Below are 13,236 nucleotides of genomic sequence, written 5' to 3'. Positions count from 1 at the left end.
TAACACCGCAACGCCGCTGTGGGCTGGGCGGGCCCGGCGTCAGAGGTGGCCGGGCAGGACCTCGCGTGCGAGGTCGGCGATGCGCCGCTCATTCGGGAATGAAAGCTTCCTGGCCAGCTCCTGGATGGGGACCCAGGCAACGTCCACGGCCTCCTGGTCGGGATCGTTCTCGATGGTCAGTTTACCGCCGGTGGCACGCAGCAAGTAGTGGTGCACGGTCTTGTGGACCCGGTGGCCGCTGACGGTAAACCAGTAGTCGATGCTGCCCAGGGGTGCCAGGATGGTGCCCTCGATGCCGGTTTCCTCGGCGATTTCGCGGACCGCGGCCTCTTCGTTGTTCTCTTTGCCTTCCGGGTGGCCCTTGGGCAGGCACCACTCGAGGCGTCCCCCGCGGTTAAGGCGGGCGATGATCGCAACCCGAAGCTCGGCGTCGGACGTGTCAACCACCACGCCGCCGGCGGAAACTTCCTCCACCGTTGGCAGCGAGGCCGGCGCCGAGTGCGGGGCAGGGGCAACGTGCGCACCGATTGCCGACGGCAATGGTGCGTTTGTCCTCCTGCCTGGAGCGCTCGGTACTGGATGGGCCATGGAGTCCACTCTAACGACTGTTGCCCGTTCGTGATGACCGGAACATGACGCAAACATGGACGGCATATGACGCACTTTCGCGGCGGCCCGGGAATCCCACGGATCTTGACGGACTTTTTGGCCTGCCGTGCCCCCGGTTTCTGCCAAGCTTAAGTAACTATGGCGCACGCACATCACAAGACTGATTCCCACACCGTCGATTTCCAGGTGGACCCGGTGGTCCTGGAGCTTGGCCAGCGCTTCGTCGACGCCGGCCACGAACTGTCGCTGGTGGGTGGGCCCGTGCGTGACCTCTTCCTGGGCCGGACCTCGCCGGACCTGGACTTCACCACCGACGCCACCCCGGACCAGACGGTTGCCCTCATTAAGAAGTGGGCGGACAACTTCTGGGAAATCGGGCGTGCCTTTGGAACCATCGGCATGCGCAAGGCCGGATTCCAGATCGAGATCACCACCTACCGGGCCGAAGCCTACGATCCGGACTCCCGGAAGCCCGTGGTGGCCTTTGGCTCATCGCTGACTGACGACCTGCTGCGCCGAGACTTCACCATCAACGCCATGGCACTCAAGCTGCCCACCATGGAACTGGTGGATCCCTTTGGCGGGGTCCGCGACCTCCATGCCTCGGTGTTGGCGACCCCGGGCTCGCCGGAGGCGTCCTTCTCCGACGATCCGCTGCGGATGATGCGGGCCGCCCGGTTCGCATCCCAGCTGGGTGTTTCCGTTCACGACGACGTCCGCAAGGCCATGACCGGGATGGCTGAACGAATCACCATCATCTCGGCCGAGCGGATCCGCGATGAACTGGTCAAGCTCATTTGCGGCGCCCGCCCCCGAGTGGGCGTTGACCTGCTGGTGGACACGGGCCTGGCCGAGTTTGTGCTGCCCGAGGTGTCCGCGCTCCGGCTCGAGTCCGACGAGCACCACCGGCACAAGGACGTGTACCAGCATTCGCTGCAGGTCCTGGAGCAGGCGGCGGCCCTGGAAACGGACGCGGAGGGACCCGTGCCCGGCCCCGATTTCGTCCTGCGGTTCGCTGCACTGATGCACGACGTCGGCAAGCCGGCTACGCGCCGCTTCGAACAGGGCGGCGCGGTGAGCTTCCGGCACCACGACATGGTGGGTGCCAAACTCACCACGAAGCGGATGAAGACCCTGCGCTTCGACAACGACACCATCAAGTCCGTGGCGCGCCTGGTGGAGCTGCACATGCGCTTCTACGGCTACGGGGATGCCGGGTGGAGCGATTCCGCCGTCCGCCGCTACGTCACCGATGCCGGACCCCAGCTGGAGCGGCTGCACCGCCTCACCCGCTCCGACGTCACCACCCGCAACCAGCGCAAGGCCGACAGGTTGTCCTTCGCCTACGACGATCTCGAGGAACGAATCGCTGCGCTGCGTGAGCAGGAGTCCCTGGAGGCGGTCCGCCCGGACCTGGACGGGGCGCAGATCATGTCCCTGTTGGGCCTCAAGCCCGGACCGGTGGTGGGAAGGGCCTACAAATTCCTCCTCAATGAGCGGATGGAGCATGGCCCCCTGCCTGCCGACGACGCGGAGGCCAGGCTCCTCCGCTGGTGGGCCGAACAGCCCGAAGCAGCACCTGCCGAACCGGCGGACGGAGAGTCCCCCGCCGGAGTCGAACCTTCCCATGTTGAGGAGTCCAAGTGACCAATCCCGCCCTCGCCCCGCGCCCCCAGCTCTGGATCCTCCGCCACGGTGAAACGGAGTGGTCCAAGAGCGGCCAGTACACCGGGCTCACGGACCTGCCGCTCACCGTTGAAGGTGAACAGCAGGCCGTTGAAGCCCGCAAAGTACTGGACGGCGTCGACTTCGACCTGGTTCTCACGTCCCCGTTGCGCCGGGCCCGCCGGACGGCTGAGCTGGCAGGCTTCCCCGACGCCCAGCACGAACCCCTCGCCGTCGAATGGAATTACGGCGACTACGAGGGCATCAGCTCCGACCTCATCCGCAAGGACAACCCGGACTACCTGATCTGGACCAACGGCGTGCCCAATGGCGAGAGCCTGGACGAGGTGGCGGCGAGGGCTGACAAGATCATCGGCCGCGTCCTCGAATCGGGGATGGACAACGTGCTGGTGGTGGCCCATGGGCATTTTTCCCGCATCCTGACCGCACGCTGGCTGGAACTGCCTCCCGTTGAGGGGCGGCATTTCGTCCTCGGTACAGCCAAGGTATGCACCCTCGGGTGGGATAAGAACACTCCCGCAATTGTCCGCTGGGGACTCTGAATACCCGTTTCCAAAGGAATTTCACTTTTTCCACGCACAAAGGATGGTCGCCGCGTAATTCGTGGTGTACCTTTATTCCTAGCCCCAGGACTTTTCTGCCGGGGCGTTGCCCGTGCCGCAGCATCCACACGATGCCGCTAATGAAAGAAGAGGAGGTTGGGAGAATGATGACTTTGACTGGCGAATGGAATGTGGCCGTCAATGCTGCCCCGGCCTCCGCGCACGAGGTGCACTTTCCGCAGGGCCGCACCGGCCACTAGCCCGTGATTCCGCTGCACAGGCGGCGGAATTTCTGATACCGGACCTGCCGGACGCTTGAGTGCAATGTCGCTGAGTGCCGCCCTGTGCATGCCGCCTGTATTGGCGTGCAGGGTCTGCCTTGGCCTCCCGTGCACCGGTGCCCGTACTTCCCGTACCCGCATGTGGCAGAAGCCTTCCTGCTGACGGTATTCCCGTTTATTCAGGCGCGCATTTAATTGCCGCCTGCATCACCGAATTTCAATGCGCCATTTTTCGGTGATTCTTTATGCCCAATTTCCTTTTTGGCAATGGCTTTATTTGCCGTGCCCAAAATCTTCCTTGCGCCTTCCAAAGGGGGTGAGTACCTTGATCCGAATAGTCCGCAAGCTCCTGACCCGAGTCCGCAGGCGGCCAGCCCAGGCCGGGTTCAACAGCCGGCTGCTGGAACAGCACCGCGACGACGCCTTCGCAGTGATGCACCAGCAAATAGGAGGCCTGCGCTGACACCCGCCCCCGGGGCTTCCTGCCCGGGGGCGGGCTGTAAGCTCGGGAACATGCAGGACACCGAGCCCCGGGGGCACCGTGGACGGTCCAGGCTGGTTGTTCCCAGCCGCAGCGACGTGCTGCTCCGGAACTTCACCGAGCTGGTGGGCGGACCACTGGGGCGCAGATCGGAACCGGGCGTGGTGTCCCCCGGACCGTTCACCGTGGACCGTGTGCTGATCCTGCTGACCCTCGCTGCGGCCCTTCTCGGGGTCCTTGTTAAGGGGTACTGCCGGGCGTACGGATGGGAATCCCCCACACAGTTTTATGCCACCTGCTATTCCGACCTTCCCGAGCTGTTCCGCAACCGGGGCCTTGCCGACGGTTCCTTCCCTATCGTCAGCAGCCCCTTCGAGTACCCCGTGGTGGTGGGCCTTGTTGCCGGGGTGACCTCACTGCTGGTCCCGGGCCAAGGTATTTCCGATGCACGGGTGCTGGCATTCTTCGATATCAACGCCGTCCTGCTCGCCGTGGCGGCAATGATTGCCGTTCTTGCCACAGCCCGGATTTCTGCGCGCCGTCCGTGGGACGCGGCCATGGTGGCGGTGGCGCCCGGCCTGGTCCTGGCGGGCACCATCAACTGGGACCTCTGGGCTGTCTGCCTGCTGGCCGTGGGCATGTACTTTTTTGCCGCCCAGCGTCCCGTCGCCGCCGGAATCCTGACCGGACTGGCGGTGGCAGCCAACGCCTACGCCCTCCTGTTCCCCGCTGCCGTCCTGCTGTTGGCGGTGCGGACCGGAAAATTCCGGCCGCTGCTTGCCACCGCATCCGCCGCCGCCGTCAGCTGGGCAGCGGTCAATCTTCCGTTCGCAGCCGCGAATCCCGGCGGCTGGGCCTATTACTTCCAGTTCAACGCCAGCCGGGACGCGGGCTATGGTTCGCCGTGGTTCGCCTATAACCTTGTGGCGGCCAAGCTCCAGCGGCCAGTCGTCAGCGCGGAGGCAGTTGACCTGCTTTCCGCCGGGCTCTTCGCCCTGGCGTGCGTCCTGGTTGCCGTTGTTGCCCTGTCTGCTCCCCGCCGGCCGCGCCTGGCGCAGCTGATGTTCCTGCTGGTGGCCGCCTTCGTCCTGACGGGAAAGGCCTATTCACCCCAGTTCGTGCTCTGGCTCATTCCGCTGCTTGCGCTGGCCCGTCCGAAGTGGCGGGATTTCCTGGTGTGGCAGGGAATCGAGGGCCTGCACTGGGCCGCGGTGTGGATGTACCTTGGACAGGTGACCAGTGCGGGTTCCTCCCAGCACAACCTGGACATGCCCTACTACGTGCTGGCGGTTGCAGCGCACATGCTCGCGGTGGCCTATCTCATGGCCCGGGTTACCTGGGACATCTACGACCCGCACTACGACCCCATCCGCCGGCACAACCTTGATGATCCGCACGGCGGGCCCTTCAGCAACGCACCCGACCGGCTCCGCCTGGACTTCCGCCGGACGTCCGGGTCGCTGCTGCACTGGAAGGAATCCACCCATGCCTGATGTCAACGTGGTCGGCGCCGGACCCAATGGACTTGCAGCTGCGGCCATCATGGCGCGCGCGGGCCTGTCCGTGGAAGTGTTCGAGGCGGCCGGGTCAATCGGCGGCGGTACGCGAACCACCGAACTCATGCAGCCGGGACACTTCCACGACGTCTGCTCGGCTGTCCACCCGATGGCGCTGGCCTCCCCCTTCTTCCGCGCCTTCGAGCTCGCACGCCGGGTGGACCTTGTCACGCCTGAACTGTCCTTCGCTTCGCCGCTGGACGGAGGCCGGGCCGCCCTGGCCTACCGGTCACTGGACAGGACGGCGTTCGAGCTGGGAAAGGACGGCGCTGCGTACCGGCACCTCATGGCGCCGCTGGTTGCCCGGACCGCGGACATCATGGATTTCACCCAGGACCAGCTGCTGCGGATCCCCAAGAATCCGGTGGCTGCCGGGATATTCGGAGCGCGGACGGCCGAGCAGGGATCCTTCCTGTGGAACCTCAGGTTCCGGGAAGACAAGGCCCCGGCGCTCCTGAGCGGAGTGGCCGCCCATGCCATCTCCCACCAACCCTCCTTGGCCGCTTCCGGTGCAGGCCTGATGCTCGGAGCCCTGGGCCACGCGGGCGGATGGCCCATTCCGGTGGGTGGTTCCGCAGCCATCGCGGCGGCCCTGGCACAGGACATCCGGGACCACGGCGGGCTCATCCACACGGACACCCCGGTGGAACGGCTCACCGACCTTCCGCGCGCGCGGGCATCCCTGCTCAACGTTTCCCCACGAGGGTTCGCCGGTATGGCCGGCGACGCGCTGCCGCATCGCTACCGCTCATCGCTCGAGTCCTTTCGGTACGGAAACGGCTCCTGCAAGGTGGACTTCATCCTGTCCGGTCCGGTTCCCTGGCAGGCAGCCGGATTGGCTGATGCCGGAACCGTGCACGTGGGCGGGACACGCGAGGAACTGGCGCGCTCAGAAAACGAGGTAAGCGCGGGCAGGCATCCGGACCGCCCGTATGTCCTGGTGGCACAGCCCTCACGCTTTGACACCACCCGCGCCCCCGCAGGACGGCACACACTGTGGACGTACTGTCACGTCCCTGCCGGATCCACCCAGGACATGACCGAGGCCGTGACAGCCCAACTGGAACGGTTCGCTCCCGGATTCCGCGACCTGATCGTCGAATCCCACACCGTCACCGCGGCGGAGCTTGCCCGCTATAACCGGAACTACATTGGCGGGGATTTCAGCGTGGGGACCATGGACCTCAGGGGACTCATCCAGCGGCCCGTGCTGTCACCCGTGCCGTGGCGGACCCCCTTGCCTGGGGTGTACCTCTGCTCCTCTGCCACGCCTCCCGGTCCCGGAGTTACCGGGATGCCAGGGATGCACGCCGCCACGTATGCCCTCAAGGACATGTTCGGCCTGGGGCTCCCGGCACTCGGCCTGGGCGGTACGTAGGCCCCGCAGGGTCCTGCCGGCCGGCCTGTCCGGCGTCGCCGTGGCGTGGGGAAAGCGCATCCAACTCGGTGGATAATGGCGCCATGGGGAAATCAACAAAACTTTCGCTTGCCGTAGCTGCGCTCATTCTCGGAACGTCGCTGGTGGCGTGCGACGACGGACGGGGCGGCGCTGAAGCCGCAGCCCGGCAGCTTGCATCAGCCGTTTCCGGACTCGATGTTGGCGGCGTCGCCTTTGACGGCAAAGACGCTGCGGCGGCAAACGAGCAGCTGAAGAACGTTTTCGCCTCCCTGGACCCGGCCAAGCCCACCGTTGAGGCGGGGGACATCACCCTGGACGGCGAAAACGCCTCCGCGCCCTTGACCTACAGCTGGAAGATCGCCGACAGCGACTGGAAGTACACCACGTCCGCTGCCTTCCGGAAGTCCGGAGACAAGTGGCTGACGGTCTGGAACCCGGCCAGCCTGGTGCCGGACCTCAATGACTCGGAGATCCTCACTAAAGGCACCAGGTCGCCCCAGCGTGCCGACATCCTTGGAGCAGGAGACGCCCCGCTGGTCACCTACCGGCCGGTGGTGAACGTGGGGATCGACAAGCCGCAACTGGGAGCCGCTGATCCGGCAGACTCCGCCGCCAAATTGGCGGCCCTCGTGGGAGTGGACCCGGCCGGCTACACGCAGCAGGTCAAGGCCTCGGGCGCGGAAGCATTCGTCCCCGCCATCACCCTGCGCGAAGAAGGCCGCACCGTCACCAACGAACAGATTGCTGCCATCCCCGGTGCCCGTGCCATTCCGGACTCGGTACCGCTCGCGCCCAACAGGACTTTCGCCCGGGCCGTGCTCGGGTCCGTCGGCCAGGCAACGGCCGAGCAGATCGAAGCCTCGGAAGGCAAGCTGACCGCCGGCGATGCGACCGGCGTCGGCGGCCTGCAGCAGCAGTACGACGAGCAGCTCAGGGGAACTGACGCCGTCGTGATCCGTGCCCAGCGCGCGGACCTGACACGCGAACAGATCCAGTCCGCGGCCACGGACCCGCGCCGGGTGCTCTTCGAAATCGCGCCCCAGCCGGGCATTCCGCTCAAGACCACCCTGGATCCGCGCCTGCAGACCCTTGCCGAGACCACCCTCCAGGACGTGAAGCCGGCCTCGGCGATCGTGGCACTGCGTCCATCCAGCGGTGCAGTCCTTGCCGCCGCCTCCGGTCCCGGCAGCAACGGCTACAACACGGCCATGCTGGGACAGTACGCGCCCGGTTCGACGTTCAAGATGGTTGATTCGCTGGCCATGTTCCGCAACGGGCTGACGCCGGATTCGAAGGTGCAGTGCACCCCCACGCTGAATGTCGACGGGCGCACGTTCAAGAATGCCGAGGGCTACCCGGAAGGCTCGCTCGGCTCGGTGACCCTCCGGGATGCCTTCGCGCATTCCTGCAACACGGCCTTCATCGCCGCCCGGGATTCCGTGTCCCAGGGCCAGCTGGAAGCAGCGGCGATGGCCATGGGCCTCGCCGTCGAGGCACCGTCCCTTGGAGCCGACGCCTTCCTGGGATCCGTTCCCGCGGACGCCGCAGGAACTGAGCACGCCGCCTCCATGATCGGCCAGGGCAAGGTGCTGCTCTCCCCGCTGGCCGCCGCGATGATGGCCGGCGCGGTGGCCAAGGGTGCGCCGGTTTCGCCCCAGCTTGTCCTTAACCCCGACGGCGGTGCTGCCGCCGCCGGGACAGCCAGCGGATCCGCTGCACCGTCGGCCCAACCCTCCGCGACAGCAAGTGCCGAAGCCCCGTCAACGGCGTCCGACAAACCCATCACCGCCGCAGAGGCAGCCTCCCTTGCCGACATGATGCGCGCCGTGGTGACCTCCGGCCACGCCGGATTCCTGTCCAGCGTTCCCGGCCAGCCGGTGGGAGCCAAAACCGGAACCGCGGAATTCGGCAACGAAAACCCGCCCAAGACCCACGCCTGGATCGTGGCCGTCCACGGTGACCTCGCCGTGGCAGTCTTCGTGGAGGACGGCGGCCTCGGCGCCACCACCTCGGGCCCGCTGCTGAAGGCGTTCCTCACCGCCGCCGGCTAGGGCATCTGGGCGGATACCGGGACTTCAGTGCCGTTCAGGCCCTGGTATCTGCCCAAAAACTCCGCGGCGGGCGTGGGAAGATGGAGCCCGTGGCTCATATTGACGTTTCCGGCATCGACTACTTCCTCTCCGACGGCACCCAGCTGCTGAACGGGGTGACCTTCAAGGTTCCGGACGGCACCAAGACAGCCTTGATCGGACCGAACGGCACGGGAAAAACCACACTGTTCCGGATCATCGCCGGCGACCTGGTCCCCGACGAGGGCGTGGTGGGCCGCTCCGGGACCATGGGCATCATGCGCCAGTTCGTGGGCCAGGTCCGCGACGGCTCAACCGTCCGTGACCTGCTGGTCTCCGCAGCTCCCCCGGCCCTGGCCGCCGCCGCCCGTGAGGTGGACGAGGCGGAGCTGGCCATGATGGAGAACGACGACGAGCCCACCCAGATGCGGTACGCCCAGGCCATCGTGGACTGGGGCGACGCCGGCGGATACGACGTGGAGACCGTGTGGGACGAGGTATGCATGGCCGCGCTGGGCCTGCCGTTCGACCGCGCGCAGCACCGCCCGGCGTCGAGCCTTTCCGGCGGCGAACAAAAGCGCCTGGTCCTGGAGGCCCTGTTTGCCGGCCCGGACGACCTGCTGCTCCTCGACGAACCGGACAACTACCTTGACGTGCCCGGCAAGCGCTGGCTGGAAGACAAGCTCAATGAATCCCGGAAGACCGTCTTCTTCATTAGCCACGACCGGGAACTGCTGAACAACGCCGCCGGGCGCATCGTCACCCTGGAACCCGGCATCAGCGGTGCAGGCGCGTGGATCCACGGCGGCGGGTTCGGCTCCTACGTGGAAGCCCGGGCAGACCGCAACGCCCGCTTCGAGGAGCTGCGCAAGCGCTGGGACGAGGAGCACGCCAAGCTCAAGGAACTCGTCAACATGTACAAGAACAAGGCGGCCTTCCGCTCGGACATGGCCAACAGGTACCACGCAGCCCAGACCCGGCTGGCCAAGTTCCTTGAGGCTGGCCCTCCCGAGGCCCTCCCGGTCGAACAGAACGTGCAGATGAGGCTCAAGGGCGGCAGGACAGCCAAGCGCGCCATCGTGGCCGAGCGGCTGGAGCTGACCGGGCTGATGAAGCCCTTCTCCACGGAGGTTTGGTTCGGCGACCGGGTGGGAGTCCTGGGCTCCAACGGGTCGGGCAAGTCCCACTTCCTGCGGCTGCTCGCCACCGGCGGCACGGACCCGGAACGCGAGCACGTGCCGGTATCCGATGTGGAGATCGCGGAGGTCCCGCACGAAGGAACCGTGAAACTGGGCGCGCGCATCAGGCCCGGTTTCTTCGCCCAGACCCACGTCCGGCCAGACCTCCTGGGTAAGACGCTGCTGGAGATCCTGCACCGGGGGGACGAGCACCGTTCCGGCCTGGGCCGGGAAGCGGCGGCCGGCGCCCTGGATGGGTACGGCCTGGCCGGCCAGTCGGAGCAGAAGTACGAATCGCTCTCCGGCGGACAGCAGGCACGGTTCCAGATCCTGCTCCTGCAGTTGTCCGGCGCCACACTCCTCCTGCTGGATGAGCCCACGGACAACCTGGACCTGCACTCGGCCGAGGCGCTGGAACGGGCCATCGACCACTTTGAAGGGACCGTCCTTGCCGTAACGCACGACCGCTGGTTCGCGCGGACCTTCGACCGCTTCCTGGTTTTCGGTTCCGACGGCAAAGTTTACGAATCCGCGGAGCCGGTGTGGGATGAAAAGCGCGTTGAACGTGCACGCTGAACCCCTGCCGGAGGCATCAGCAGGCAGGCGTGACAGCGCACAGTTATACCCGGGCGGCCGCAGGAATCCAGTGGAAGCAGTGAACGTATGAACATCAATACCGGCACGGCCCGGGAGGCCGGAGTGAGGGCTGCCGCCGCGGCCACCTTCGTGGTTTTCGGCATCAACGGACTCGTCTTTGCCAGCTGGGCGGCACGCATCCCGGCTGTAACGGAAATCCTGCAGATCACGTCAGGCCAGATGGGAACCCTGCTCCTGTGCACCGCGGTGGGATCCTTGCTGGCCCTGCCCACAGCGGGCCTGGTGGTGGGCAGGATCGGCACGGCCAACACTGTCCGCTTCGGCGGCGTGCTGGCGGCGGCGGCAGGTGTGGGCATTGCCTTGTCCCTCTCCGCCGCGTCAATTCCGGGAACTGCCATTTCCCTGTTCTTCTTCGGGATTGCCATCGGCCTCTGGGATGTCTCGCAGAACATTGAGGGCGCCGACGTCGAACACCGGCTCCGGCGCACCATCATGCCCCAGTTCCACGCGGCCTTCAGCGGCGGAGCCTTTGTGGGTGCGCTGGTGGGTGCCGGGTTGTCCAACCTTGGCGTAGGGTTGCCGCTCCACCTGCTGGTCATTGCAGGCGTGGTGCTGCTGGCAACACTGGTTGCACCCCGCTACTTCCTCCCCCATGTGGCCGCCGCCCTTCCCGAGGGCGAAACCAAACCGGCCAAGGGACCCTCCGCCTGGCGGGACAGCAGGACGCTCCTCATCGGCGTGGTGGTCCTGGGTGCCACCCTCACCGAGGGCGCTGGCAACGACTGGATTGCCAAGGCCTCCGTGGATGGGCTGGGAACCGCTGATTCGACCGGCGCGCTGATGTTTGCGCTCTTTGTCCTGGCCATGACGGCGATGCGGTTCATGGGCGGCCGCGTCATCGACGCCTACGGCAGGGTTGCGGTGCTGCGTGCCAGCATGGCAGCGGCGGCTGCAGGCCTGGGCCTGTTCGTCCTCGCGGACAACGTCTGGATAGCAGCAGTGGGCGCAGCTCTCTGGGGCATCGGTGCGGCGCTGGCCTTCCCCATGGGCATGTCAGCCGCAGCTGACGACCCCGCCCGCGCTGCGGCGCGCGTCAGCGTTGTATCCACCCTGGGGTATATATCCTTCCTGGCGGGACCGCCCCTGCTGGGATACCTCGGTGACGTGGTGGGCATCCACCAGGCACTGCTGGCCATCCTGGCCCCCATCCTCCTCGCACTGCTCCTGGCCGGAGCCGCGCGGCCGCTCAAAACCGACTAGCAGCCGGCCCCGGGCGGGCGGCGGTAGGGTGTGGGAATGCAGAGCACATGGCGGGGCAGCCACCGATGGATCAGCCGGATGGACAGGTACCTTGTCCGGCATGTTTCAAACCTGCCGGGCGGCAGCCATGACGACTTTTTCCGCCGGCTCTCGGCTTCCGCCAACAATGGAAAGCTCTGGATAGCCATCGCCGCGGGCATGGCAGCCTTCCCCGGCAAGACCCGCAGGGCAGCAGTCCACGGCCTCCTGGCCCAAGCCGTCGCCTCTACTGTCACCAACGTCATCTTCAAAACCCTGCTGCCCCGGACGAGGCCGCTGCCGGAACATCTTCCCGTGTTCCGGTTCGTACATCCGCAACCCACCAGCTCCTCGATGCCCTCCGGCCACTCTGCGTCCGCCGTGGCCTTTGCTGTCGGCGTGGGCCTGGTGCGGCCCGCCATTGGGGCCGCCGTCGCCCCCGCTGCGGCGGGGGTTGCGTACTCCCGGGTCCATACCGGCGCCCACTGGCCGTCCGACGTCCTGTTCGGCTCTGCCCTTGGCGCAGGCGCCGCCCTGGTCACCCGCCACTGGTGGCCCGTGCGGCCCCCCATCCCCAAGACCCAGCGCACCACGGCCTCCGCCCCGGAACTGCCCAGCGGCAAGGGACTCAGCATCGTGGTAAACGCACTGGGCGGCTCCTTCACCGATGAAACGGCCGATGCGCTGCGCGAAATATTCCCTGAGGCGCATATTGTGACGGTTCACCCCGAGGGTGACCTCGTGGAGCAGATCAGTGCAACAGCGGACACTCCCGGAACCAAGGCCCTGGGAGTGTGGGGCGGAGACGGTACGGTGGGGGCAGCGGCGGCTGCCGCCATCGAGCGGTCCCTCCCTCTGCTGGTGCTCCCCGGCGGCACCCTCAACCACTTTGCCCGGGATGCCGGAATCGGGAACCTCCAGCAGGCGGTGACCGCGGCGTCCAATGGCGAGGCGGCTACGGCGGACATCGGGTTTGTCACGGCCGAGCGCGGCCTTGCCGGATCACCGGAAGTGTCCGAGCTGATCATGCTGAACACCTCCAGCATCGGCCTCTACCCCAACCTGGTGCGGAGGCGCGAACAGCTGCAGCCGGCCCTCGGAAAGCCGCTGGCGGGAGTGGTGGCCATGTTCCGGACGTTCGCCGCCGGAACGCCCATCACACTGACTGTGGACGGTACCCCGCACCGGGTGTGGATTGCGTACGTGGGCCGCGGCCGCTATTACCCCCGGGACCATGCGCCGCTGCTCCGGCCCGTGCTGGACGACGGCGTGCTGGATTTCAGGATCTTCTCGGCTGATGAATCGTTCGCACGGTTGAGGCTTCTTTGGGCGGTGCTCACCGGTACCGTGGCCAGTTCCAGCATCACGCACCTCCGTGAAGCAACCGAGGTCACCATCCACGCCAACGGCGCGCCGATGGCCCTGGCAGTGGACGGCGAAGCGCTGGCCGGGGTGCGCAAGGTGCACTACCGGGTGGTTCCCAGGGCGCTGGTCTACTACTCACCGCAGTCTTAAGGCCGGTTGCAGCACCCTTGCCTGTGGGCCGCAGACCGGATGCCC

The 13,236-nt window shown here is 66.7% G+C and carries 10 protein-coding genes; 9 read left to right on the top strand and 1 reads right to left on the bottom strand.

Going from position 1 to position 13,236, the window contains the following annotated elements:
• Positions 1–39 precede the first annotated feature (39 nt).
• Positions 40–588: an NUDIX hydrolase gene (locus ACFV4R_RS10360; RefSeq protein WP_377202442.1), complete on the bottom strand. Its 549-nt coding sequence runs from the start codon at positions 586–588 to the stop codon at positions 40–42.
• A 159-nt stretch (positions 589–747) separates the two neighbouring features.
• Between ACFV4R_RS10360 and ACFV4R_RS10355 the strand changes: the two genes are divergently transcribed.
• The 9 genes from ACFV4R_RS10355 (at position 748) to ACFV4R_RS10315 (ending at position 13,191) form a co-directional block, all read left to right on the top strand.
• Entirely contained in the window at positions 748–2,256 is a 1,509-nt protein-coding gene (locus ACFV4R_RS10355; RefSeq protein WP_314212664.1) for a CCA tRNA nucleotidyltransferase, read from the top strand.
• Positions 2,253–2,837, top strand: coding sequence for a histidine phosphatase family protein (locus ACFV4R_RS10350; protein WP_377202441.1), 585 nt, complete (start codon positions 2,253–2,255; stop codon positions 2,835–2,837). Before ACFV4R_RS10355 ends, ACFV4R_RS10350 begins: the two co-directional genes overlap by 4 nt.
• Before the next feature lie 597 nt (positions 2,838–3,434).
• Positions 3,435–3,581 carry a hypothetical protein gene (locus ACFV4R_RS10345; protein ID WP_377202440.1) on the top strand — a complete coding sequence of 49 codons (147 nt, stop codon included), beginning with the start codon at positions 3,435–3,437 and terminating at the stop codon, positions 3,579–3,581.
• A gap of 50 nt (positions 3,582–3,631) precedes the next feature.
• Positions 3,632–5,092, top strand: coding sequence for a glycosyltransferase family 87 protein (locus ACFV4R_RS10340; RefSeq protein ID WP_377202439.1), 1,461 nt, complete (start codon positions 3,632–3,634; stop codon positions 5,090–5,092).
• Positions 5,085–6,533, top strand: coding sequence for a phytoene desaturase family protein (locus ACFV4R_RS10335; RefSeq protein ID WP_377202438.1), 1,449 nt, complete (start codon positions 5,085–5,087; stop codon positions 6,531–6,533). Before ACFV4R_RS10340 ends, ACFV4R_RS10335 begins: the two co-directional genes overlap by 8 nt.
• An 83-nt stretch (positions 6,534–6,616) precedes the next feature.
• Entirely contained in the window at positions 6,617–8,605 is a 1,989-nt protein-coding gene (locus ACFV4R_RS10330) for a penicillin-binding transpeptidase domain-containing protein (protein ID WP_377202437.1), read from the top strand.
• A gap of 89 nt (positions 8,606–8,694) precedes the next feature.
• On the top strand, positions 8,695–10,377 hold the full coding sequence (locus ACFV4R_RS10325) for an ABC-F family ATP-binding cassette domain-containing protein (RefSeq protein ID WP_377202436.1): 1,683 nt from the start codon (positions 8,695–8,697) through the stop codon (positions 10,375–10,377).
• Between the two features lie 87 nt (positions 10,378–10,464).
• Positions 10,465–11,658 carry an MFS transporter gene (locus ACFV4R_RS10320; protein ID WP_377202435.1) on the top strand — a complete coding sequence of 398 codons (1,194 nt, stop codon included), beginning with the start codon at positions 10,465–10,467 and terminating at the stop codon, positions 11,656–11,658.
• Between the two features lie 36 nt (positions 11,659–11,694).
• Complete coding sequence (locus ACFV4R_RS10315) at positions 11,695–13,191, top strand: bifunctional phosphatase PAP2/diacylglycerol kinase family protein (RefSeq protein WP_377202434.1); 1,497 nt, start codon at positions 11,695–11,697, stop codon at positions 13,189–13,191.
• Positions 13,192–13,236: the final 45 nt, after the last annotated feature.

This window comes from Pseudarthrobacter sp. NPDC059871 (assembly GCF_042731175.1).
GTDB lineage: Bacteria > Actinomycetota > Actinomycetes > Actinomycetales > Micrococcaceae > Arthrobacter.
The sequence above is the reverse complement of the archived record's forward strand: the minus strand, read 5'-3'. Positions and strand labels throughout refer to the sequence as shown.

Bases quoted from the DNA above. Each gene is read 5' to 3' on its own strand.
- ACFV4R_RS10320 (WP_377202435.1), top strand. From the start codon at position 10,465: ATGAACATCAATACCGGCACGGCCCGGGAGGCCGGAGTGAGGGCTGCC.
- ACFV4R_RS10340 (WP_377202439.1), top strand. From the start codon at position 3,632: ATGCAGGACACCGAGCCCCGGGGGCACCGTGGACGGTCCAGGCTGGTT.
- ACFV4R_RS10315 (WP_377202434.1), top strand. From the start codon at position 11,695: ATGCAGAGCACATGGCGGGGCAGCCACCGATGGATCAGCCGGATGGAC.
- ACFV4R_RS10360 (WP_377202442.1), bottom strand. From the start codon at position 588: ATGGCCCATCCAGTACCGAGCGCTCCAGGCAGGAGGACAAACGCACCA.
- ACFV4R_RS10330 (WP_377202437.1), top strand. From the start codon at position 6,617: ATGGGGAAATCAACAAAACTTTCGCTTGCCGTAGCTGCGCTCATTCTC.
- ACFV4R_RS10355 (WP_314212664.1), top strand. From the start codon at position 748: ATGGCGCACGCACATCACAAGACTGATTCCCACACCGTCGATTTCCAG.
- ACFV4R_RS10335 (WP_377202438.1), top strand. From the start codon at position 5,085: ATGCCTGATGTCAACGTGGTCGGCGCCGGACCCAATGGACTTGCAGCT.